Raw genomic sequence first — 22251 nt, 5'->3', positions numbered from 1 at the left:
GGTCCAGTGGTCCAGTGGTCCAGTGGTCCGGCGCTCAGGTGCACCGGTGTTCGGGCCGCTCAGGGCTTGGAATCTTCTTCGTGCGACGGATATTCGTTCCAGTGCAGCTTCTTGCGCAGCGTGGCGTAGTGGCTATAACCGACCGGGTGCAGCATTGGCACCGTATGACGCGAGCGGCGCACTTCGATCGTGTCGCCCAATTCCAGCGACGTGAACGACTGCATGTCGAAATTGACGTTCACTTCGCGCCCCGAGACGATCTGGATGCTCACCTTCGAGTCGTCCGGCAGCACGATTGGCCGGTTCGACAGCGCGTGCGGCGCGATCGGCACCAGTACGATGCCTTGCAATTGCGGATGCAGGATCGGCCCCTGCGAGGACAGCGCGTAGGCGGTCGAACCCGTAGGCGTGGCGACGATCAGGCCGTCTGAGCGCTGGTTATACATGAAGCGGCCGTCCACCGAGACATGCAGTTCCGCCATCCCCGAGAAACCGCTGCGGTTGACCACCACGTCATTGAATGCCAGCGCGTGATAGATCGGGTTGCCGCCGCGCATGATGCGCGCCTCGAGCAGCACACGCTCTTCGCGCTCGAAGTTGCCGGAGAGCATTTGCGGCACGATCTCGCGCATGTCGGAGATCGGAATGTCTGTAATAAAGCCGAGCCGCCCGTGGTTGATGCCGATGAGTGGCGTGCGGTAGGGCGCTAGCTGGCGGCCAATGCCTAGCATCGTGCCGTCGCCGCCTAGCACCACGGCCACGTCGGCGCGCGCGCCGATCTCGGCGGGACGTAGCGCCGGGTAGTCGGTCACGCCGATTTCGGCGGCGGTTTCTGCTTCGAACACGACGTCGAAGCCACGCTTTGCGATGCACGAGGCGAGCGCGGTCAGCGGCTCGCCGATGCCCGGCGTATTGTTGCGCCCAACGAGCGCGACGGTCTTGAACTGGCTGGTCACTTGCATGCCGGCATTACACCATAGGTAGGGCCTGAAAAGAACCGCAGACAGACCCGGTAGCGGGCCGGCGCACGCGGGCTGCCAGTGCATTGCACGATTATCGTTAGAATGGTGAAGCCTTGATGACATACGCGCCGGTTATAGTCCGGCGGCGTGCCGCCAGCGGACTCGCCGAATCGGCGGCCGGCGAGGCGTTGGGCCCGAAGCACAGAATAACAGGCGCCGCCCCGCCAACCGGCGGCGCGATAGTCAGGGGTTGGCGCCGTTAGCGCTCGCTGTAGTCGCGTCATTGAGCTAAAATTTTCCGTCATGCTAGATCCCCGCGCACAAACCCTCCTCAAAACGCTGATCGAGCGCTACATCGCCGAAGGTCAGCCGGTCGGCTCACGCACGTTGTCACGCTATTCCGGCCTCGAACTGAGTCCGGCAACGATCCGCAACGTGATGTCCGATCTCGAGGACCTGGGGCTCGTGATCAGTCCGCATACTTCAGCGGGCCGGATCCCGACGCCGCGCGGCTACCGCTTGTTCGTCGATACCATGCTGACGGTGGAATCCGCCGCGGACGAAGAAGCGGTGATGCGCACCGTCAAGACTACGCTGCAGGCGGGCGAACCACAGAAAATCGTCGCCGCGGCGGCCAGCGTGCTGTCCAATCTGTCGCAGTTCGCCGGTGTGGTGCTCACGCCGCGCCGCAGCCACGTGTTCAAGCAGATCGAATTCATGCGCCTGTCGGACAAGCGCATTCTGCTGATCATCGTGACGCCCGAGGGCGACGTGCAGAACCGTATCATGGCCACCCAGCGCGACTTCTCGCCGTCGCAACTGGTGGAAGCCTCCAATTACATCAACGCGCATTTCGCCGGCCTCTCGTTCGACGACGTGCGCCGCCGCCTGCGCGAAGAAATCGACGAATTGCGCGGCGACATGACCACGCTGATGCATGCCGCGGTCACGGCCAGCACAGATGAATCTGACACTGGCGAGACCGTGCTGATTTCCGGCGAGCGTAACCTGCTCGAAGTTGCCGACCTTTCGTCGGACATGGCGCGCTTGCGCAAGCTGTTCGATGTGTTCGACCAAAAGACCAGTCTCCTTCAATTGCTCGACGTGTCGAGTCACGCCGCGGGTGTGCAGATTTTTATCGGCGGCGAGTCGAATCTCGTCCCGATCGAGGAGATGAGCGTGGTGACCGCGCCGTATGAGGTAAACGGCAAGATCGTCGGCACGCTCGGCGTGATCGGGCCGACCCGCATGGCCTATAACCGCGTGATTCCGATCGTGGATATCACCGCGCGGCTGCTTTCCCTGACCCTCAGCCAGCAGTAACACCCGCGGTCACGGCGGGCTGCGGCCGCTGATGTTGCAAATGATGCGCGAGGGCGCGCGGCTTGCCAATTGGCCGAATGGCCAGGGGTCCCTGGCGAACCCGCAATGGAGCGCGCCGCTATAATGAATCCCACCTTGAATCAACTTTCCGCCTAAAGCGGTTATGCCTGCTGCCTATGCGCTTTGACCTCGAGCGGCCCTCGCAGAACGCCACGTCACACCGTGTCGCGGTGCTGCTGATCAATCTCGGCACGCCCGACGCGCCGACGCCGCGCGCGGTCCGTCGCTATCTCGCGCAGTTTCTGTCCGATCCTCGCGTGGTCGAAATTCCAGCGCTGCTCTGGCAGGTGATCCTGCGGCTGATGATTTTGCCGTTCCGGGGCCGCGCGTCAGCGAAGAAGTACGCAGCCGTGTGGATGCCGGAAGGCTCGCCGCTGCGCGTCTTCACAGAAAAGCAGGTAGAAGGCTTGCGCCATCTGCTGCAGCTGAACGACTACACCGTGCTGGTCGACTACGCGATGCGTTATGGCACACCCGGCATTCCGGCCATGCTGAACCAGCTCAAGCTGGCGGGCGTCGAGCGCGTGCTGCTGATGCCCATGTATCCGCAATATTCCTCTTCGACCACGGCAACGGCCTTCGACGATGCCTTTTCGGCCCTCAAGCGCATGCGCAATCAGCCGGAAATCCGCACCGTGCGCCAGTACGCTGATCATCCGGCGTATATCGCCGCGCTCGCTGCCCAAGTGCATCAGTACTGGCATCAACACGGCAAGCCGGATTTTGCAGCGGGCGACAAACTGGTGCTCAGTTTTCACGGTGTGCCCAAGCGCACCTTGGATCTGGGCGATCCGTACCACGAGCAATGCCAGCAGACCGGCGCGTTGTTGACGCAGGCGCTGGGATTGACCCAGGTGGAATGCCGTATCACGTTTCAGTCGCGCTTCGGCAAGGCCGAATGGTTGCAGCCGTACACCGCCCCCACGCTGAAGGAACTTGGCTCGGCGGGCGTGCGGCGTGCCGACGTGTTCTGCCCGGGTTTTACCGCCGATTGCCTTGAAACGATTGAAGAAATCGGCATGGAAGTGCGTGACGAGTTCCTGCATGCGGGCGGCAAGGAGTTTCACCGGATTCCCTGCGTGAACGCCTCACAGCCGTGGATCGCCGCGCTAGGAGAAATCGTCGCGCAGAATCTGCAGGGCTGGCCCGTGCAAGCGGTGTCGGTGCCGCACACGAGCGGGGCTTAAGCAGGCTTATGAATTACAGGATTGCAACGGAACCGGGCGCGAAGCTGCGCATCGACAAATGGCTTTGGGCGGCGCGCTTCTTCAAGACCCGCTCGCTCGCGGCGGATGCGGTCGAGAAAGGCCATGTGCGCATTAACGGCGCCAGCGTCAAGCCGGCGAAAGATGCGCGCGTCGGCGACCTGGTCGAGATCGAGATCGAGCGGATGGTGTGGCAGGTGGAAGTGCTGGGCGTGTGCGACGTGCGTGGCCCAGCCAGCGTCGCGCAGACGCTTTACGCGGAAACCGAAGAGAGCAGGGTGAAGCGGCAAGTCGAGCAGGAACGGCGCAAGACGTACCGCGAACCGGCTGCCGCTTTGCACGGCAGGCCGACCAAGCGCGACCGGCGCACTATCGACAAACTTTCAGGTGGGGATTGAACAACTGTTCCATCGTCGCGTGCACACCGCCGTACTCGGTGGTGTGATCGTTGACGGCCCCGGACATGCAGATGGTCGTGGTGCCCGCGATCAGTACCAATGCGACCACCGATATTGCAAAGGTCAGTTTCACGGTACTCCCCTCGGGAAGGATTCAGGACGGAAACAGGCTAATCAGGTGGAATTGAAAAGTGTCGGTAAGGCTTACGTCAGATTAGGGTTAACGTGCCTTTTCCGATGCTTTATTGGAGCATAGGCCACTTGTAGGACGCACTCAATCTCAATCTGATTGCGACGCACTAGTGGTTGTAACGGGGCATTTCTGCCGCACGTCCTTGGTGCGAAAAGTTCCGGGAGAGGCGCTTGAAATGGGTCTTTCCGGCCCCATCTGCCGTTTCGATACGCATTAAGCACCGAGTTGTCTGTCGTAATTTTGCAACGCACAAATTGCGCGCGCCTTGATGCGTTGCCGCCACTGTTAGCTTCAACTTTTTAACGACTTTCAGCGACATGGAAAACACGCAAGAGAACCCGACGAGCCAGAATCCCACGCCCGCCGACGAAACCGCGCGCCAGGCCGCAGAGGCCGCAGCACCCCAGCAGGAAGCGGCTGCAAACGCTGCTCCTGAAGCGCCGGCAACGGGCGCGGAAGCCGCACTGGCCGAAGCAGAAGCGAAGATCGCCGACCTGCAGGAAAGCTTCCTGCGAGCGAAGGCTGAGACCGAGAACGTGCGCCGCCGCGCCCAGGAAGATGTCGCCAAGGCCCACAAGTTCGCGATCGAAAGCTTCGCTGAGCATTTGCTGCCAGTGATCGACAGCCTCGAAGCGGCGGTTGCTCACTCGTCCGACGATCTGCAGAAGGTGCGCGAGGGCGTCGAGCTCACGCTGCGTCAACTCACCGGCGCGCTGGAAAAGGGCCGCGTCGTCGCACTGAATCCGGTTGGCGAGAAGTTCGACCCGCACCGTCACCAGGCTATTTCGATGGTGCCGGCGGATCAGGAACCGAACACCGTCGTTGCGGTGCTGCAAAAAGGCTTTGTGATCGCTGAGCGCGTGCTGCGTCCGGCCCTCGTAACCGTCGCGGCGCCGAAGTAAGCAGCACAAGCAGTGTTTTAAAAAGAAGCCGTTTATCAGCCGTTTCGCCTGACAGGCATCGTCGTCGTGGCCAACATTACCCGTCGACGCTGCCGCGTTTGCTGTCTTCGGCATGCAGGCGCTCAGCGCTGAGCTGTTCGGCACCGTGCTGGCTGAAGGCCGGATGAGCTGGCCATGGTGTTTTTCTGGGGCCCAGCTGCTTTAACCGCGAGATCGCCAGGAAGAGGGCGACGCTGGTTGCGGCCGGACGCGATCCGTGCGCTCGGTTTCAGATGGTTTCACAGCAACGTCTACGCACATCGCAAACCAGGCCGGCGTTTCGTGTTTCACGGCGTGGCCGCCCGTGCTTCTTTGCCGTGGCGAGTGGCACCGTGACAAGCTGCTGGGCCGGGCAACCGGCTGGCATGGCGCTGAATGGTTCGAGGCGGCGGTAGCAGCCGCGCGGGCAACGATTCGGGGCGACCCGGGCGGCCAAATGCGGCCGGCATCGCGACGAACGGTGAAAAAAGCGGCAAAAGTTCGGCTAATTGAAAAAAATTAAAGACCGCATCGTAAAAGAGGTCTTGAAAACGATGCGGACGCACTTATGTTGAGTGCAGGTAGGAATTGAGAGCGGATCGCCGTACCGCCAGATAGGCAAAAACGGCGATTACCGCAGCGATCAAAGTCAGGAGATTAGTAAAAATGGGCAAAATCATCGGCATCGACCTCGGCACGACCAACTCGTGCGTGGCGATCATGGAAGGCAATTCGGTCAAGGTGATCGAGAACTCGGAAGGCGCGCGTACTACGCCGTCGATCATCGCTTACATGGAAGACGGCGAGATTCTCGTCGGCGCGCCTGCGAAGCGTCAGTCGGTTACGAACCCGAAGAACACGTTGTACGCGGTCAAGCGTCTGATCGGCCGCCGCTTCGAAGAAAAAGAAGTGCAGAAAGACATCGCCCTGATGCCGTACAAGATCATGAAAGCCGATAACGGCGACGCATGGATCGAAGTGCGCGATCAGAAGCTTGCGCCGCCGCAAATTTCCGCGGAAACGCTGCGCAAGATGAAGAAGACCGCTGAAGACTACCTTGGCGAGCCGGTCACGGAAGCTGTGATTACGGTTCCCGCGTACTTCAACGACAGCCAGCGTCAGGCTACCAAAGACGCAGGCCGCATCGCCGGTCTGGAAGTGAAGCGCATCATCAACGAACCGACTGCAGCCGCGCTGGCATTCGGTCTGGACAAGGCCGAAAAGGGCGACCGCAAGATCGCGGTGTACGACCTGGGCGGCGGTACGTTCGACGTGTCGATCATCGAAATCGCGGATGTCGACGGTGAAATGCAGTTTGAAGTGCTGTCCACGAACGGCGACACGTTCCTCGGCGGTGAAGACTTCGACCAACGCATCATCGATTACATCATCGGCGAGTTCAAGAAGGAACAAGGCGTCGATCTGTCGAAAGACGTGCTCGCGCTGCAACGCCTGAAAGAATCGGCTGAAAAGGCCAAGATCGAGTTGTCGTCGAGCCAGCAAACCGAAATCAACCTGCCGTACATCACGGCCGACGCGTCGGGTCCGAAGCACTTGAACCTGAAAATCACGCGCGCCAAGCTGGAAGCGCTGGTTGAAGAGCTGATCGAACGCACTATCGAACCGTGCCGCACGGCGATCAAGGACGCAGGCGTGAAGGTCGGCGAAATCGACGACGTGATTCTGGTCGGCGGTATGACCCGTATGCCGAAGGTGCAGGACAAGGTTAAGGAATTCTTCGGCAAGGAACCGCGCCGTGACGTGAACCCGGACGAAGCCGTGGCTGTTGGCGCCGCGATTCAAGGCCAGGTTCTGTCGGGTGACCGCAAGGACGTTCTGCTGCTCGACGTGACCCCGCTGTCGCTCGGCATCGAAACGCTCGGCGGCGTGATGACGAAGATGATCAACAAGAACACCACGATCCCGACCAAGCACGCACAGGTCTACTCGACGGCTGACGACAATCAGGGCGCCGTGACGATCAAGGTGTTCCAGGGCGAACGCGAAATGGCAGCGGGCAACAAGCTGCTGGGCGAGTTCAACCTCGAAGGCATTCCGCCGGCACCGCGCGGCACGCCGCAGATCGAAGTGAGCTTCGACATCGACGCGAACGGCATTCTGCACGTCGGCGCGAAAGACAAGGCGACCGGCAAGGAAAACCGCATCACGATCAAGGCGAACTCGGGTCTGTCCGAAGCCGAAATCGAAAAGATGGTGAAGGACGCCGAAGCGAACGCGGAAGAAGATCACAAGCTGCGTGAACTGGCCGATGCCCGCAACCAGGGCGACGCGCTGGTCCACAGCACGAAGAAGGCGCTCACCGAATACGGCGACAAGCTGGAAGCGGCTGAGAAGGAAGCGATCGAAACCGCGCTGAAGGACCTGGAAGAAACGCTGAAGAGCGGTTCGAGCGACAAGGCCGCGATCGAAGCCAAGATCGAAGTGGTGGCCACGGCTTCGCAGAAGATGGGCGAAAAGATGTACGCCGACATGCAGGCTGCGCAAGGTGCCGAAGCTGCGGCAGCAGGCGCGGCAGGTGCAGGTGCAGGTGCTTCGGCCGGTGGCGCGAGCCAGCAGCAGGACGACGTGGTCGACGCCGATTTCAAGGAAGTGAAGAAAGACTAAAGCCAGGTCGCAATTTGACCGTAAAGCCGCGCACAGCAATGTGTGCGGCTTGGCTGCAAAACGGTTTTGCTCCCGTCCGGGCGCATGAGCCTGCAAAGCGGTTATCGCGCCTGGTGAGCCTGTTTGGGCTCTCCGGGCACATTTGTTTTATGGAGGGCGTTGTTTTGAGTCGCGTGAAAGCGGCGGAAAACAGCGGCCGGACGAGTCGCAAGACTCCAGCATTCAAGAGGAGCCACCGCGCCCCATTGCGCGAGTGGCGTTGAACCGATATGGCGAAACGGGATTACTACGAGTGCCTGGGCGTCGCAAAGAACGCGAGCGACGACGAAATCAAGAAGGCTTATCGCAAGCTTGCGATGAAGCATCACCCCGACCGCAATCCGGGCAACAAGGATGCGGAAGAGCATTTCAAAGAGGTGAAGGAAGCCTATGAAATGCTGTCGGACTCGCAAAAGCGCACCGCGTATGATCAGTACGGCCACGCGGGCGTCGATCCGAACATGGGCGGAGCCGGTGCGCAAGGCTTCGGCGGATTTGCCGATGCGTTCGGCGATATTTTCGGCGACATCTTCGGCCAGGCGGCCGGCGGTGCGGCACGCGGCGGTGGCGGCCGTGCAGGCCCGCAGGTGTATCGCGGCGCCGATCTGCGCTACAGCATGGAAATCACGCTGGAACAGGCTGCACACGGCTACGACACGCAAATTCGCGTGCCGAGCTGGGTGTCGTGCGAAATCTGTCACGGTTCGGGCGCGAAGCCCGGCACCAAGCCGGAAACATGCCCGACCTGTAGCGGTTCGGGTCAGGTGCGGATGTCGCAGGGTTTCTTTAGCATCCAGCAAACCTGCCCGAAGTGCCACGGCACCGGCACCTATATTCCTGAACCGTGCGGCCACTGCCACGGCGCGGGCAAGGTGAAGGAAACCAAGACGCTGGAAGTGAAGATCCCGGCCGGTATCGACGACGGCATGCGCATCCGCTCGGCCGGCAACGGTGAACCGGGTATCAATGGCGGTCCGTCGGGCGATCTGTACGTCGAGATTCATATCAAGCAGCACTCGGTGTTCGAACGCGACGGCGACGACCTGCATTGCCAGATGCCGATTCCGTTCACCACGGCAGCACTTGGCGGCGAAATCGAAGTGCCGACCCTCGCGGGCCGCGCGAGCTTCACGGTGCCGGAAGGCACGCAGTCGGGCAAGACGTTCCGTCTGCGTGGCAAGGGCATCAAGGGGCTGCGTTCGAGCATCGCCGGCGATCTGTATGTGCACGTGCAAGTCGAAACGCCGGTCAAGCTCACCGAGCCGCAGCGCGATCTGCTCAAGCAATTCGAAAAGGCGCTGGTCGAGGGTGGCGCGCGGCATAGCCCGCAGAGCAAGAGCTGGTTCGATCGGGTGAAGAGCTTCTTCGATTAACAGCGGTTTGATTTGGCGGTAAGCATGACGGCAGATGAACGCGACGCAGTGTTCGCGTTGCTCGACGATTGCGGCGCGACGGCGGCGCGCCGTTCGAGTCGTCTGTACAAGGGCTTTGTGCAGGAACGGGTTTGCGCGCACGCTGCGCAACTCGAAGCCGTGTGCGAGACCGTGTCCGCGGACACGCTGCGGGGTTTGCATGCCGTCGTGCTCGCCGACTACGAGTTTGGCCGGAGACTTCTCGACAGCGGCCTTCCTCACCGGGTATTGAAAGAAACGCAGCGTGGCGATGCCACGCTGCGTTTTTTATTGTTTGACCGTTGCGAGAAACTGTCGCGCGACGAGGTGGATGCGTGGCTCGTGGAACGCGACGGCGGCGCGCCCGAGGCGTCGGTGGCGGGCACGGCGAACGTGCGCGAGAGCGTCGATCCAAAGCAATTCAACGAAGCGATCGAGGCGATCCATGCCGCCCTGCGCGCGGGCGATTCCTATCAGGTCAACTTCACGTATCGGCTGGGTTTCGATGTATTCGGTTCGCCGCCCGCGCTTTATCGACGCCTGCGGGCGCGTCAGCCGGTGCCGTACGGTGCGCTGATCGCGCTGCCGGACGACGAATGGGTGCTGTCGTGCTCGCCCGAATTGTTCATTCAGAAAGAGGGCGCCACGTTGCGCGCCCGGCCGATGAAAGGCACGGCGCCGCGATCAGCCGATCCCGTGGCCGATCGTCATGCCGCTGAGTTCCTTGCAAACGACCCGAAGAATCGCGCCGAGAACGTGATGATCGTCGACCTGTTGCGCAATGATTTGTCGCGCGTGGCGCAGACGGGCTCGGTCAATGTGCCGGCGCTGTTTTCGGTCGAGCCGTATGCGTCGGTGTGGCAGATGACGTCGACGGTGCATTCGACGCTGCGCGCCGGCACGTCTTTCGCTGAGATCATGCGCGCGCTGTTTCCGTGCGGCTCGATCACCGGTGCGCCTAAGCATCGCACAATGCAATTGATCGACGAGCTCGAAAGCACGCCGCGGGGTCTTTACACCGGCGCAATCGGCTGGCTCGATGCGCCCGCGGTTGTTGCGGAAGTCGCCGCCGCCTCCAGTGGCAACACTGCTGTTGGTGCCGGCATCACCCCAGCCCCAGCCCCAGCCCCAGCCCCAGCCCCAGCCCCAGCCCCAGCCCCAACCCCAACCACAGTCCCAACCACAGTCCCAACAGTCCCAACAGCCCCAACCACAACCACAACCACAGCCGCAGCAAGCCACGCCACCTGCGGCGACTTCTGCCTGTCCGTCGCGATCCGCACATTGACCTTGAGCCCAGCCGCGCAGCCAGGCGGCGAACGGCAAGGCAAGATGGGCGTCGGCGCGGGCATCGTGCTTGACAGCGTCGCCGCTGACGAATATGCGGAGTGCCAATTGAAGGCCAGCTTTCTAACCGGCGCCGAGCCGGGTTTCGAGCTCTTCGAAACGATGTATGCGACGCGGGACGAGGGCGTGCGGCATCTATCGCGCCATCTCGCACGACTCTCAGCCAGCGCCGCGACGCTCGGTTTCAAACTCGACGGCGAAACTGAAATTCGCGCGCAAATCGCAGAGAAATGTGCGGCGTTGCCAGCACCAAGCCCGCACCGTATGCGCCTCGCGTTGAGCAAAAACGGCACGGCGCAAATAACCGCTGCAGTGCTGACGCCGCTGGTTGACTCAGCTGTCGGTGTCCTGCTCGGACCGGACCACGGTTTTTCCGCGACGGATGCCAATGATCCACTGATGCGGCACAAAACCACGCGCCGCGCCGAATACGATCGCGGCTGGCGCGAAGCGGAAGCGAAGGGTGCTTTCGACACGCTGTTCTTTAACGAGCGCGGGGAGTTGACCGAGGGCGGTCGGTCGAATGTGTTTGTGAAGCTCGACGGCCGATGGTGGACGCCGCCGCTGGCGTCGGGCGTGCTGCCCGGGGTCATGCGGGGTGTACTGCTCGACGACACCGATTTTCACGCTGCCGAGCGCGTGCTGACGCGAGCCGATGTGCAGAAGGCCGAAGCGCTCCTGGTGTGCAATGCACTACGCGGCGCGGTGCGGGCACGGGTGATGGATTGAGGTCGAACGTACGCGCTGTGGCCGTTGCGCGGCGCGTGCCCTGCGGCGGCTCAACGATGTCGAACGTGCAGTAAGCGGGCAATCCATCCGGTCAGGCCTGCATGCCATGTGGAATCCCGCATGTCATGCTGTTGGCTATCAGATCGTGTGTTCAGAATGTCAGAACGTATGCTCTGGCCCAGGGAACGAGCCGTCCTTCACCGCTCGTACATACGCTTCAACCGCAGCCTGAATGTTCGGCTGCCCTTGCATGAAATCCTTCACGAAGCGCGGCCGCTTGCCGGGGAAAATTCCCAGCATATCGTGCAGCACCAGCACCTGGCCCGAGCAGTCGAGGCCCGCGCCGATACCGATTGTCGGAATCCGCAATTGCTTCGTCACTTCCGTCCCGAGCAGCGTTGGAATCGCTTCGAGCACGATCAGTTGGGCGCCTGCGTTCTGCACGGCGAGCGAGTCGCGCAATACCTGGCTTGCGCCGGCATCGGTCTTGCCCTGCACCTTGAAGCCGCCGAACGCATGCACCGATTGCGGCGTCAGACCGACGTGCGCGCACACCGGAATCGACCGCTCGACCAGAAAGCGCACCGTGTCGGCGAGCCACACACCGCCCTCGAGCTTCACCATCTGCGCGCCGGCACGCATGAGCTCCACCGAACTCCTGAAGGCGTCCTCCGGCGTGCCGTACGTGCCGAACGGCAGGTCGGCCACTACCAGCGCCGAGGGCCGCGCCCGCGCGACACTCGCCGTGTGATACGCAATGTCCGTGAGCGACACCGGCAGCGTGGTCGTCTGGCCTTGCAGCACGTTGCCGAGCGAGTCGCCGATCAGCAACACGTCGACACCCGCGCGATCCAGCAGCGCGGCGAAGCTCGCGTCGTAACAGGTCAGCATGGCGATCTTTTCGCCGGCGTCGCGCATCGCCTGCAGTTTCGGCACGGTGATGGCGTTCCGGCTCGCTTCCTGCAAATAGGTCATGAGGAAATCCGTTGGAAAAGAGAGGGGACGCGCCGCTTAGAGCGACGTGCCTTTGACAAAGAATTCCTTGCGGCCGCGCATGGTTTCGATGCGTTCGGCGAGTAGCGCAAGGTCCGCGTCCGAGTCGAGCGGATTCAGATGTTCAGCGTTGACCGTCAGCACGGGCGCGCGGTCGTAGTGATAGAAAAACTGATTGTAGGCGTCGCAGAGCGCGTGCAGATACGCATCGGAAATCTGCAGTTCCATGGGCACGGCCCGCTTCTGGATGCGCGCAAACAACACTTCAGGACTGGCTTGCAGGTAGACGACGAAATCCGGCGCGGGCGCGCTCACGTCAAGTCGCGCGGCGAGGGCGCGGTATAACTGCCACTCGTCTTCCTGCAGCGTCAGACGCGCGAAGATGTCGTTCTTCTGCGTCATGAAATCGGCGATCAGCGGTGTGCCCGCCACATGCACTGCGACCACTTCCTGGGCCTGCTGCGCGCGCTGCAAGGCGAAGTGCAATTGTGTGGGCAGAGCATAACGCGCGGTGTCGCGATAAAAGCGTTCGAGAAAGGGATTGTCCTGGGGCCGCTCGAACAGTTCCTGCATCGACCAGCGTTGGGCGAGCCGCCGCGCGAGTGAGGTCTTGCCGACGCCGATCGGCCCTTCGATCGCGAGATAGCCGAAGGGCGGCCGTAGTTGCGGCGCGGTGACGGTAAGCGGCGGCGAATTCATTCGCAGCGACCCCTGGCCCCAGTAGGAGCGCCGGCAGTCAATGCATTGAGCATGGGGCACTGGCAGGGCCCCTTCACCTTTTCGATGCGTTGATCGCTTACGCGGTCGAGCAGCGCCTCGGCACGACCGTGTTGCGGGATGATCAGCGCTGGGTCGATCTCGACGAGCGGCACGAGTGCAAAGGCACGCTCGATCAAACGGGGATGCGGCACGATCAGATCGGCTTCGTCGATCGATTGATCGCCGAACAGCAGGATGTCCAGATCGAGCGTGCGCGGGGCGTTGCGAAACGGCCGTTCACGACCGAACTGATGCTCGATCTTGTGGCACAGCGCGAGCAGATGCCGCACGGGGAGCGTCGTATCGACCTTCACGACGCAGTTGAAATAATCATCGCCGCCTGCGTCGATCGGGGCGGTGCGATACAGGCTCGACTTGGCGAGCACGTTGATGGTGTGCTGTTGTGCCAGGCACACCACCGCGTCTTTCAGGGTCTGGCGCGCGTCCCCGAGATTCGCGCCGAGGCCGAGATAAGCAACCGTCATGGCATAACTTCCTACGACTATCGTTCGACGACTTCAGCGAACGCCGCGTCAGTCTTCGTGCGAGCCGTCATGGCCCACGTCGTTGGCTGTGCGTTCGGCTGGCGTGCCGCCCTCCATTCCGTCGCCGGGTTTGCGGTTTCTGGCGCCACTGCTGCGCCGCCGTCGTTTCCTGGGGCTTCGGTCCTTCCCGCCTTGCGTAAGCAATGTCTCACGCGCCGCGATGTCTCCTTCGATGAATTCCGTCCACCACGCACCCACCGACTCATCGAGTTCGCCCGATTCGCAGCGCAACAGGAGGAAATCATACCCCGCTCTAAATCTTTGGTGTTCCAGCAGCTTCAGCGCACTTCTTCCCGAGCGTTTCTCGAGGCGCAGTTGCAGGCCCCAGATCTCGCGCATATCCGACGAAAAGCGCTTGTGGATCGCGAGTTTCTCGGTTTGCATGTCGAGGACTTCGTCCATCGCGCGATGCAGGGCCGGCACCGGATATTCGCCGTTCGCCTCAAATTGTTGCCAGCGCGTCTGGACGTCGTGCCACAGTAGCGTGGCGAACAGGAAGCCCGGCGAAACCGGCTTGCCGGCGCGCACGCGGGCGTCCGTGTTGGTCAGCGCGAGCGTGATGAATTTCTCGCCGATCGGCTGTTCCAGCACCACGTCGAGCAGCGGCAACAGACCGTGATGCAGGCCTTCCTGACGCAGACGTTTCAAACAGGCGAGCGCGTGGCCGGACAGCATCAGCTTGAGCATCTCGTCGAACAGACGCGCGGCCGGCACGTTGTTGATCAGATCGGCCATTTTGGCGATCGGCGCGCGGGTCGTGTCTTCGATCTCGAAGTCGAGCTTGGCGGCAAAACGCACCACGCGCAGCATGCGCACCGGATCCTCGCGATAACGCGTGGCCGGGTCGCCGATCATGCGCAACAGACGGGCGCGCATGTCGGCCATGCCGTTGTGATAGTCCAGCACGGTTTGCGTGGCCGGGTCGTAGTACATCGCGTTGATCGTGAAGTCGCGCCGCGTGGCGTCTTCGTGCTGCTCGCCCCAGACGTTGTCGCGCAGCACGCGGCCGCTGGCGTCCACCGCGTGGGTGCGGCGATCGAGTTCGTCGCGCTTCAGACGGCGCGGCGGCGCTGCGTCGGCGGCGGGCGGATCGACCAGCGCGCGGAAGGTCGAGGTTTCGATGATTTCCTGGCCGAACTGCACATGCACGATCTGAAACCGGCGGCCGATGATGCGCGCGCGGCGAAACAGCTTCTGCACCTGCTCGGGCGTGGCGTCGGTCGCGACGTCGAAGTCTTTCGGCTTGATGCCGAGCAGGAGATCGCGCACCGCGCCGCCGACGATGAACGCGCGATGCCCCGCTTCCTGCAGGCCTTCGGTGACGCGAATCGCGTTGCGCGAGATCAGCGACTGATCGATGCCATGCACGTCATGCGGAATGATGACCGGCACGTCGGGGTCCCGCACGGCTTTGGCGGCCGGGCGTGCCGGTTTGCGGCGCGCCTTGCCGGCGCTGGACGCGTTGCGTGCCGACGCCTCGTCGGCTACGTCTGCTTCGGCCTCGGCGGGCGGGATGTCGTCAGCGGGCGCCGAGTCCTGGCCGAATAGCTTGCGGATAAGTTTTTTGATCACGAGGGTTGAAAGAGTTCGAGGATGCGCCAGCCTTTGGCCTGCGCATGGGCGCGCAATGTGTCGTCGGGATTGGTCGCGATCGGATCGGTGACCTTTTCGAGCAGCGGGATGTCGTTGTGCGAATCGCTATAGAAATAGCTGTGCTCGAAATCGGTCCAGCTCTTGCCGAGCGAAGCCAGCCATGCCTCGGTACGGACGATCTTGCCTTCCTTGTAGCTCGGCGTGCCGGTGGGGCGGCCGGTGTACGGCGAATGCGGCTGGCCGTCGACGGTTTCCGCTTCGCAGGCGATCAGCGCATCGACGCCGAACGCCTGGGCGATCGGGCGGGTGATGAATTCGTTGGTGGCGGTGACCACGCAGCAGAGGTCGCCGGCTTCGCGGTGCTCTCTGACCAGTTCCAGCGCGACCGGAAAGATCGCCGGTGTGATGACTTCATGCATGTACTGCGCGTGAAGGTCGGCAAGCTGCGCGCGCGAATATTTTGCGAGCGGCGTGAGCATGGCGATCAGATAAGCGTGAATGTCCAGCTTGCCGGCCTTGTAGTCGGCGAAAAAGCGGTCGTTTTCACGGGCGAAATTGTCAGCGTCGACCATGCCTTGTTTCACCATGAAGCGGCCCCATTCGTGGTCGCTGTCGGTGGGAATGAGCGTGTGGTCGAGATCGAAGAGTGCGAGGTTAGCCATGGGGGCCTATTTTACTTGAAGCGGCGGCGGGGACGCGGATGATGCGGCGGGCGACGTTGAGGCGGTGGGCGCCGTGCGCCGTTCCTCGGCGTCGGGCGAGTTCAGCATGATGCGCAGAAGCGGCAGCGTGACCGCGCGTTTCTGTTCGAGCGAGAAGCGGTCGAGCGCGTCGAGCAAGCCCATCAGGCTCGGCATATCGCGGCGAAAATGCGTGAGCAGGTAAGCGGGGACGTCGTCGGCGAGCATGATGCCGCGCTCGCGCGCCGCGTGTTTCAGCACCGCGGCCTTGCCTTCGTCCGGCAGCGGCGCGAGGTGAAACACGAGGCCCCAGCCGAGGCGCGTGCGCAGATCTTCGCGCACCGTCATGCCGATCGGCGCCGCGTTGCCTGCGGCGACGAGCGCGCTGGTGGGATGCGCGCGCACTTCGTTGAACAGGTTGAACACGGCGATTTGCTGCGCCGCGGAGAGGCTGTCGCAATCGTCGATCGCATACAGCGCGACGCGCGGGTCGAACGAGAAGGCGGCGAGGCTGCTCTGCGGACCGGCAAAGCGTGCATGACCCGGCGCCGCTTCGTGAACCAGCGCCTGCAGCAGATGGGTGCGGCCGCTGCCCGCCTCGCCCCAGATGTAGAAGGTGCGATCGGGCACTGGCCCGGCCGCGAGCGCGTTGTCGAGCTCGCGCAGCCGCGTGACCAGCTCGGCGTTGGCGCCGGCGAAGAAATTGTCGAATGTCGATGGCGGCGGGGTGCCGAGATCGAGCGTCAGTTGACGAAGCACAGTAGGTTAATGCCGAAAATGAAGCTTGGGCCGCAGATGGCCCGGACCTCGGGCCGTAAAAATTCGATGAGCGGTCAATTGTTGTAAAGCGTGCTCGCCAGATAGCTTTGGCGCAACTCGCGCATCGCCACCGAGAGAATCGCGCTGACCGGCAGCGCCAGCAACACACCGAAAAAGCCGAACAGCTGACCGAACGCGAGCAACGCGAAGATGACCGCGAGGGGGTGCAGTCCGATGCGTTCGCCGACGAGGCGCGGCGTGAGATAAAAGCTCTCCACGATCTGGCCGGCGCCGTAAATCAGCGCGACCGCGCCGAAGCCGTACCAGTCGCCGAACTGCAGCAGTGCCGCGAGCAGCGCCAGCGCGAGACCGGTGGCAAAGCCAATGTACGGAATGAACACAGCGAGGCCCGTGAAAATACCCACCGGCAGCGCGATTTCAAACCCGGCGACGGTCAGCGCAATCGCATAGTAGAGCGCCAGCACCCCCATCACGAGCAACTGGCCGCGCAGGTATTGCGACAGCATCTGGTCCATGTCGCGCGCGAGCTGCAGCGTCTTGTCGAGCCAGCGGCGCGGCACCACGCTCTGCACGCGGGCGAGCATGCGGTTCCAGTCGTACAGCAGATAAAACAGCACGAGCGGCACCAGCACGGCGTTGCCGACCACCGTCATCATCACGTTGCCGCTGGTGCGGATGTAGGCCCATGCATACGCAGCGACGGTCTGCGCGCTGCCTTCCAGCTGCCCCATCACGAGATCGCGGATGCTGGCGAAATCGAGCGAATCGGCAAGTCCCAGCACGGCGAGCTTGGGGTGCAGCCACGTGTTGACATGTGTGAAAAACACCGGCACCTGCTGCCTGAGTTGCGGCCCCTCTTTCTGGATCACGGCCAGCACCAGCAGCACGAGCAGCGTTATCAGCAGCGAGAACAGCAGCATCATCAGCAAGGCGGCGAGTGCGCGCGGCACTCGCCGGCGCACCATCCATGCGACGCCCGGTTGCAGAATGTACGCGAGAATGGCGCCCAGCAGGAACGGTGTCAGCACCGGACTCAGGAGCCACAGCAGAATGCCGATGCCCAGCGCGATTGCCAGCCAGATGAAGGCGCGGCGCTGCACGGGTGTCAGGATCGAGGGGGTTTGTTGCAAAGTTGTTTCCCTGGTGTCGTCGCGACAGGATGATCAGGACGATTCAAATTCCAGCCAGCCGGCCAGCATCGGGTAAAATCGCATTTTACCGACCTTCGAGCTCTTCCCCATGAATCAACCGAAATCCGCCCCGAATTCAACTGATTCGGCCCAAGGGTTGTCGTATCGCGACGCCGGCGTGGACATCGACGCGGGCGACGCCCTTGTCGACGCGATCAAGCCCTTTGCCAAAAAGACGATGCGCGACGGCGTGCTGGGTGGCATCGGCGGGTTTGGCGCGCTGTTTGAAGTGCCGAAGAAATACAAGGAACCGGTGCTGGTTTCGGGCACGGACGGTGTCGGCACCAAGCTGCGCCTCGCGTTTCAACTGAACAAGCATGACACGGTCGGCCAGGATCTGGTCGCGATGAGCGTCAACGACATTCTGGTGCAGGGCGCCGAGCCGCTGTTTTTCCTCGATTACTTCGCTTGCGGCAAGCTGGACGTCGGTACCGCGGCAACGGTCGTGAAGGGGATCGCGCAGGGTTGCGAACTGGCGGGTTGCGCGCTGATCGGCGGCGAGACGGCTGAAATGCCGGGCATGTATCCGGACGGTGAATACGATCTCGCCGGCTTTGCGGTCGGCGCGGTGGAAAAGAGCAAGATTATCGACGGCAGCACGATCGCCCCGGGTGACGTGGTGCTGGGTTTGGCTTCCAGCGGCATCCATTCGAATGGGTTTTCGCTGGTGCGCAAGATTATCGAGCGCGCGCAACCTGATCTGAATGCGGACTTCGATGGCCGTTCGCTGGCTGATGCCTTGATGGCGCCTACGCATATTTATGTGAAGCCCTTGCTGGCCTTGATGCAGCAGATCGCTGTAAAGGGTATGGCGCACATCACGGGCGGCGGCCTCGTCGAAAATATTCCGCGCGTTTTGCGTGAAGGTCTGACGGCTGAACTCGATCATCGCGGCTGGCCGATGCCGCCGCTGTTCGCGTGGTTGCAGAAGCACGGCGGCGTGGCGGATGCGGAAATGCACCGTGTGTTCAATTGCGGAATCGGGATGGCGGTGGTTGTGTCTGCCGCTGATGCCGATGCGGCGATCGGGCTGTTGTCGGCTGCCGGCGAGCAGGTCTGGAAGATCGGCGTGATTCGCGAAAGCGCGGCCGGTGAAGCTCAGACGGTCGTGGTTTAAACAGCCAGCTTGAACAACCAGCTTGAAGATCGGCTGGTTTGCCTGCGCGGTGTACAGAAAGAAAGCGCCGCGCGGGCGAACACCTCAAATCAAATCTTCAATTAAGCCGACAACCTGCGCGGTCGCGCCGGGATCGCAGCAATCCACCACAACCCGCTCTGTCATGCCGCGCAGCCACGTGAGCTGCCGCTTGCACAATTGCCGGGTGGCAAAGACCCCCTTGTCCCGCATCGTCGAATAGTCGACCGCTCCGTCGAGATATTCCCAGGCCTGCCGGTATCCCACGCAGCGCATGGATGGCATCTCGGGCAATAAATCCCCGCGTTCTCGCAATTTCACCACTTCGTCGATGAAGCCTTCAGCCAGCATGGCATCGAAGCGCTTTTCGATGCGTGCATGCAGCACGCTCCGCTCGGATGGCTCAAGCGCGATCGGCACGAAGCGCCAGGCTTGCGCCGCACGATCGACGCGAGCGGGCGCGGCCAGCAAAGCGGACATCGCTTGCCCGCTCAGCATGAAAACCTCGAGCGCCCGCTGAATCCGCTGCGAATCGTTCGGCGCGAGGCGCGCGGCCGTAACAGGATCGACAGCGGCAAGCCGCGCATGCAGCGCCGGCCAGCCGTCGCGTGCGGCGTCGGCATCGAGCGCTGCACGCACGTCGGCATTGGCGGCGGGCAGGTCGTTCAGTCCTTGCGTGAGGGCCTTGTAGTACAGCATCGTCCCGCCGACCAATAACGGCAGCCGCCCGCGCGTGCTGATCTCACCGATCAGGCGTAACGCGTCGCTACGAAATTCCGCCGCCGAATACACATCCGCCGGATCGACGATATCGATCAGATGATGCGGCGCCACCGCGCGCTCTTCAGGCGTCGGCTTGGCCGTGCCGATATTCATCTCGCGATATACCAGCGCAGAATCGACGCTGATGATTTCGACTGGCCGCCGTGCCGCCAGCGCCAGCGCGGCAGCGGTCTTGCCGGATGCGGTCGGGCCCAGCAGGCAAGGGATCGGCGTGGGAGTGTGCGTGTGCGAGGTCATAGGCAAAACGGGGCGCACCGGACCAGCGTAAGCAGGCGCACCGTCATTGCCCACGCATGAACAGCCGATCGAGATCGGACAGCGTCAACTGGTACCACGTCGGACGGCCGTGGTTGCACTGGTCGGCGCGCTCGGTCGCCTCCATCTGGCGCAGCAGCGCGTTCATCTCATCGAGCGTGAGACGCCGGTTCGCGCGCACCGCGTGATGGCACGCGAGCGTGCCTAGCAGTTCGTGCTGACGCTCGGTCAACACGCGTGAACCGCCGAACGCATGCAGATCGGAGAGAACCGCGCGGGCCAGCGCCTGCAGATCGGAGTCTTTCAGCAACGCAGGCACGGCGCGGATCGCGAGCGTGGTGGGCGACAGCACGGCGAGGTCGAAACCGAGTGCATCCAGCGTGTCGCGCTCTTCTTCGACCGTGCCGATTTCGACCGGATCGGCCTGCATGGTCTGCGGGATCAAGAGCGGCTGCACGGCAATCGTGCGATCGGCCAGTGCGTTCTTGAACTGCTCGTACAGGATGCGCTCGTGCGCGGCATGCATATCGACAATCACGAGTCCATGCGCGTTCTGCGCGAGCACATAGATGCCGTGAATCTGGCCGAGGGCGAAGCCGAGCGGCTGCTCGTCGACCGCATTGAAAGCGGGCGATGTGTAGGGTGTGGACGTGTTGTATGGCGCGGGTGCCTCGGCGGCCGAGTCGCGCGCTTCGAAGAGCGTCGCGCCTTCTGCTGTCCCTGCGTTGGTGTCTTTGCGGCCGAAAAGGGCGTCGTAGAACGCCAGCGGTTGGGCCACCGGCAGCGTGCCTTGTGTCATGCGCGCCTGGCGCATCCACGTATTGCCGGGCTGCTGCGAGGATCCAAATGCGCCACCGATCCCGCCACCGGGGCCGCTAGCACCCGCGGCTGCATTCGAGCCCGTGCCGAAGCTGCCGCCCGTACCGCCTACACCGCCCGCACCGCCCGCACCGCCCGCACCGCCCAGCGGCGTAGCGCCGAACGAGGCCGGCCCACCTGCCGATGCATGCAGATGCGCTGCATGCCCACCAGCGGTCGTTTCTGGCGACGCGCCCGCGTGCCGCGCCAACGCGCGCTGCACGGCGTGAAACACGAACTGGTGAATCGAACGTGAATCGCGAAACCGCACTTCGATTTTCGACGGGTGCACGTTCACGTCGACCGCTTCTGGCGGCAGATCGAGAAACAGCACGTAGGACGGATAGCGATCGCCGTGCAGCACGTCTTCGTAAGCGGCGCGCACCGCGTGCGTGAGCAGCTTGTCGCGCACGAACCGGCCATTGACGAAGAAATACTGTTGATCGGCGCGCCCGCGGCTCGCGGTCGGCAGACCGGCGCAACCGTAGACGGCGAGCGGTCGGGCGGATTCGTCGAGCGGCAAATGCGCCGTCGCGAAGGTTTCGCCAAGAATCTTCGCGACCCGCGCGGGCGGCTCGCTGGCGTTCCAGTGTTCGACCGCCTTGCCGTTATGCAGCACCGAAATCGCCACATCCGGCCGCGCCAGCGCAGCGCGGCGAATCTGTTCGAGGCAGTGACCGAGTTCGGTCTGCTCGCTTTTCAGGAATTTGCGGCGCGCGGGCGTGTTGAAGTACAGCTCGCGGACTTCGATTGTGGTGCCCTGGGTGCCGGCGGCGGGGCTCAGCACACCGGTTTGCGCGTCGACGCGCACGGCGTGCGGCGCCTCGGCGGTGCGGCTCGTGATGCTCATCTGCGCGACCGACGCAATCGACGCCAGCGCCTCACCGCGAAACCCCAGCGTCGCGACCGCTTCCAGTTCGGCAAGCGAGCGAATCTTGCTGGTCGCGTGACGCATCAGTGCGAGCGCGAGTTCGTTCTCGGGGATGCCGGAACCGTCGTCGGTGATCGAAATGCGTTTGACACCGCCTTCGTCGAGCAGAATACGCAGCGTCTGCGCGCCGGCGTCGAGCGCATTCTCCAGCAATTCCTTGACCACTGAGGCCGGCCGCTCGACCACTTCGCCGGCGGCAATCTGGCTGATCAGCTGATCGGGAAGGGGCTGGATCGCCCGCAACGGGCGTGGGACGGGCGCGGCGGCGGAAACCGCGGCCGCGTCGGTGGTGCCGGCTGGTGTTTCGGAGAATTCTGACATGGCGAAATTATAGCGATTCGGCGCGAGCCGGCTCGATGTGGGTCGACGCTATCGGTCGGCGCGGTCTTGCGGCCGGCAGCCGCTGAACCGGAACCGCCGACATGGCGCCCAGTTGGCGATGTGATCGACCTGCGCGGCATGCGTTCGGTGCGGACCGCAGAACCGCCGCACAGCCTCGAAGTGTCGATACCCGGCAGATTTTTAATCGCAGCCGGGCACTTTCGGTATCATGACGC

General features: G+C 62.9%; 19 protein-coding genes and 1 pseudogene. 9 read left to right on the top strand and 11 right to left on the bottom strand.

What is annotated here, in order from left to right:
* Window positions 1-59: 59 nt before the first annotated feature.
* Entirely contained in the window at window positions 60-962 is a 903-nt protein-coding gene (locus P0D84_RS17365; RefSeq protein ID WP_408338308.1) for an NAD kinase, read from the bottom strand.
* A gap of 303 nt (window positions 963-1265) precedes the next feature.
* On the opposite strand from P0D84_RS17365, the gene hrcA reads away from it, so the two are divergent.
* The 3 genes from hrcA to P0D84_RS17350 all read left to right on the top strand — a co-directional run bounded on the left by hrcA (window position 1266) and on the right by P0D84_RS17350 (window position 3948).
* Window positions 1266-2285, top strand: coding sequence for a heat-inducible transcriptional repressor HrcA (gene hrcA, locus P0D84_RS17360; protein WP_120346113.1), 1020 nt, complete (start codon window positions 1266-1268; stop codon window positions 2283-2285).
* Between the two features lie 176 nt (window positions 2286-2461).
* Window positions 2462-3532: a ferrochelatase gene (hemH, locus tag P0D84_RS17355; RefSeq protein ID WP_408338306.1), complete on the top strand. Its 1071-nt coding sequence runs from the start codon at window positions 2462-2464 to the stop codon at window positions 3530-3532.
* Window positions 3533-3540: 8 nt separating this feature from the next.
* Window positions 3541-3948 carry an RNA-binding S4 domain-containing protein gene (locus tag P0D84_RS17350; protein ID WP_408338303.1) on the top strand — a complete coding sequence of 136 codons (408 nt, stop codon included), beginning with the start codon at window positions 3541-3543 and terminating at the stop codon, window positions 3946-3948.
* Here P0D84_RS17350 and P0D84_RS17345 read toward each other — a convergent pair.
* The gene (locus tag P0D84_RS17345; RefSeq protein ID WP_012431795.1) at window positions 3920-4081 is read right to left on the bottom strand and encodes a hypothetical protein; all 162 of its coding nucleotides are present in this window, start codon (window positions 4079-4081) and stop codon (window positions 3920-3922) included. The genes P0D84_RS17350 and P0D84_RS17345 overlap by 29 nt on opposite strands.
* Window positions 4082-4458: 377 nt before the next feature.
* On the opposite strand from P0D84_RS17345, the gene grpE reads away from it, so the two are divergent.
* The 5 genes and pseudogenes from grpE to P0D84_RS17320 all read left to right on the top strand — a co-directional run bounded on the left by grpE (window position 4459) and on the right by P0D84_RS17320 (window position 11192).
* The gene (gene grpE / locus P0D84_RS17340; protein ID WP_408338301.1) at window positions 4459-5043 is read left to right on the top strand and encodes a nucleotide exchange factor GrpE; all 585 of its coding nucleotides are present in this window, start codon (window positions 4459-4461) and stop codon (window positions 5041-5043) included.
* 112 nt (window positions 5044-5155) lie between these two features.
* Window positions 5156-5584, top strand: a pseudogene (locus tag P0D84_RS17335) (thioredoxin family protein).
* Window positions 5585-5727: 143 nt separating this feature from the next.
* Window positions 5728-7686, top strand: a complete 1959-nt coding sequence (gene dnaK / locus P0D84_RS17330; RefSeq protein WP_408338299.1) for a molecular chaperone DnaK — start codon at window positions 5728-5730, stop codon at window positions 7684-7686.
* 269 nt (window positions 7687-7955) lie between these two features.
* Window positions 7956-9098: a molecular chaperone DnaJ gene (dnaJ, locus tag P0D84_RS17325; protein ID WP_408338297.1), complete on the top strand. Its 1143-nt coding sequence runs from the start codon at window positions 7956-7958 to the stop codon at window positions 9096-9098.
* A 24-nt stretch (window positions 9099-9122) separates the two neighbouring features.
* The gene (locus P0D84_RS17320; protein WP_408338295.1) at window positions 9123-11192 is read left to right on the top strand and encodes a chorismate-binding protein; all 2070 of its coding nucleotides are present in this window, start codon (window positions 9123-9125) and stop codon (window positions 11190-11192) included.
* Window positions 11193-11351: 159 nt separating this feature from the next.
* Here P0D84_RS17320 and panB read toward each other — a convergent pair whose 3' ends face one another.
* The 7 genes from panB to P0D84_RS17285 all read right to left on the bottom strand — a co-directional run bounded on the left by panB (window position 11352) and on the right by P0D84_RS17285 (window position 17672).
* On the bottom strand, window positions 11352-12167 hold the full coding sequence (panB, locus tag P0D84_RS17315; protein WP_408338293.1) for a 3-methyl-2-oxobutanoate hydroxymethyltransferase: 816 nt from the start codon (window positions 12165-12167) through the stop codon (window positions 11352-11354).
* 36 nt (window positions 12168-12203) lie between these two features.
* A complete protein-coding gene (locus P0D84_RS17310) occupies window positions 12204-12884 on the bottom strand; it encodes a deoxynucleoside kinase (protein ID WP_408338291.1) in 681 nt (226 codons plus the stop codon).
* On the bottom strand, window positions 12881-13429 hold the full coding sequence (gene folK, locus P0D84_RS17305; RefSeq protein WP_408338289.1) for a 2-amino-4-hydroxy-6-hydroxymethyldihydropteridine diphosphokinase: 549 nt from the start codon (window positions 13427-13429) through the stop codon (window positions 12881-12883). The genes P0D84_RS17310 and folK overlap by 4 nt, the downstream gene beginning before the upstream one ends.
* 48 nt (window positions 13430-13477) lie before the next feature.
* Window positions 13478-15061, bottom strand: a complete 1584-nt coding sequence (gene pcnB, locus P0D84_RS17300) for a polynucleotide adenylyltransferase PcnB (protein WP_408338287.1) — start codon at window positions 15059-15061, stop codon at window positions 13478-13480.
* Window positions 15058-15744, bottom strand: a complete 687-nt coding sequence (locus P0D84_RS17295) for a histidinol-phosphatase (RefSeq protein ID WP_408338285.1) — start codon at window positions 15742-15744, stop codon at window positions 15058-15060. The genes pcnB and P0D84_RS17295 overlap by 4 nt, the downstream gene beginning before the upstream one ends.
* A gap of 6 nt (window positions 15745-15750) precedes the next feature.
* Window positions 15751-16521 carry a DnaA regulatory inactivator Hda gene (hda, locus tag P0D84_RS17290; protein ID WP_408338283.1) on the bottom strand — a complete coding sequence of 257 codons (771 nt, stop codon included), beginning with the start codon at window positions 16519-16521 and terminating at the stop codon, window positions 15751-15753.
* A 74-nt stretch (window positions 16522-16595) separates the two neighbouring features.
* Window positions 16596-17672: an AI-2E family transporter gene (locus P0D84_RS17285; RefSeq protein ID WP_408338281.1), complete on the bottom strand. Its 1077-nt coding sequence runs from the start codon at window positions 17670-17672 to the stop codon at window positions 16596-16598.
* A gap of 109 nt (window positions 17673-17781) precedes the next feature.
* Between P0D84_RS17285 and purM the strand changes: the two genes are divergently transcribed.
* Window positions 17782-18849 (top strand): phosphoribosylformylglycinamidine cyclo-ligase, encoded by a 1068-nt coding sequence (gene purM, locus P0D84_RS17280; RefSeq protein WP_408338279.1) that lies wholly within the window; start codon window positions 17782-17784, stop codon window positions 18847-18849.
* A gap of 84 nt (window positions 18850-18933) precedes the next feature.
* On the opposite strand, the gene miaA is transcribed toward purM, so the two are convergent.
* Both miaA and mutL read right to left on the bottom strand, forming a co-directional pair.
* Window positions 18934-19887 carry a tRNA (adenosine(37)-N6)-dimethylallyltransferase MiaA gene (miaA, locus tag P0D84_RS17275; RefSeq protein WP_408338277.1) on the bottom strand — a complete coding sequence of 318 codons (954 nt, stop codon included), beginning with the start codon at window positions 19885-19887 and terminating at the stop codon, window positions 18934-18936.
* Between the two features lie 43 nt (window positions 19888-19930).
* Window positions 19931-22015 (bottom strand): DNA mismatch repair endonuclease MutL, encoded by a 2085-nt coding sequence (gene mutL / locus P0D84_RS17270; RefSeq protein ID WP_408338275.1) that lies wholly within the window; start codon window positions 22013-22015, stop codon window positions 19931-19933.
* Window positions 22016-22251 lie beyond the last annotated feature (236 nt).

The sequence above is a fragment of the Paraburkholderia sp. RL17-337-BIB-A genome (genome assembly GCF_046025895.1).
In the GTDB taxonomy this organism is placed as follows: domain Bacteria; phylum Pseudomonadota; class Gammaproteobacteria; order Burkholderiales; family Burkholderiaceae; genus Paraburkholderia; species Paraburkholderia fungorum_C.
This window is presented reverse-complemented; position numbering and strand designations above follow the sequence as displayed.

What these genes read in the sequence shown, in the direction of transcription:
- folK (WP_408338289.1), bottom strand. Translation starts at nt 13,429, where the DNA reads ATGACGGTTGCTTATCTCGGCCTCGGCGCGAATCTCGGGGACGCGCGC.
- miaA (WP_408338277.1), bottom strand. Translation starts at nt 19,887, where the DNA reads ATGACCTCGCACACGCACACTCCCACGCCGATCCCTTGCCTGCTGGGC.
- P0D84_RS17310 (WP_408338291.1), bottom strand. Translation starts at nt 12,884, where the DNA reads ATGAATTCGCCGCCGCTTACCGTCACCGCGCCGCAACTACGGCCGCCC.
- P0D84_RS17295 (WP_408338285.1), bottom strand. Translation starts at nt 15,744, where the DNA reads ATGGCTAACCTCGCACTCTTCGATCTCGACCACACGCTCATTCCCACC.
- P0D84_RS17365 (WP_408338308.1), bottom strand. Translation starts at nt 962, where the DNA reads ATGCAAGTGACCAGCCAGTTCAAGACCGTCGCGCTCGTTGGGCGCAAC.
- dnaJ (WP_408338297.1), top strand. Translation starts at nt 7,956, where the DNA reads ATGGCGAAACGGGATTACTACGAGTGCCTGGGCGTCGCAAAGAACGCG.
- hemH (WP_408338306.1), top strand. Translation starts at nt 2,462, where the DNA reads ATGCGCTTTGACCTCGAGCGGCCCTCGCAGAACGCCACGTCACACCGT.
- P0D84_RS17320 (WP_408338295.1), top strand. Translation starts at nt 9,123, where the DNA reads ATGACGGCAGATGAACGCGACGCAGTGTTCGCGTTGCTCGACGATTGC.
- purM (WP_408338279.1), top strand. Translation starts at nt 17,782, where the DNA reads ATGAATCAACCGAAATCCGCCCCGAATTCAACTGATTCGGCCCAAGGG.
- hrcA (WP_120346113.1), top strand. Translation starts at nt 1,266, where the DNA reads ATGCTAGATCCCCGCGCACAAACCCTCCTCAAAACGCTGATCGAGCGC.
- mutL (WP_408338275.1), bottom strand. Translation starts at nt 22,015, where the DNA reads ATGTCAGAATTCTCCGAAACACCAGCCGGCACCACCGACGCGGCCGCG.
- grpE (WP_408338301.1), top strand. Translation starts at nt 4,459, where the DNA reads ATGGAAAACACGCAAGAGAACCCGACGAGCCAGAATCCCACGCCCGCC.
- panB (WP_408338293.1), bottom strand. Translation starts at nt 12,167, where the DNA reads ATGACCTATTTGCAGGAAGCGAGCCGGAACGCCATCACCGTGCCGAAA.
- P0D84_RS17350 (WP_408338303.1), top strand. Translation starts at nt 3,541, where the DNA reads ATGAATTACAGGATTGCAACGGAACCGGGCGCGAAGCTGCGCATCGAC.
- dnaK (WP_408338299.1), top strand. Translation starts at nt 5,728, where the DNA reads ATGGGCAAAATCATCGGCATCGACCTCGGCACGACCAACTCGTGCGTG.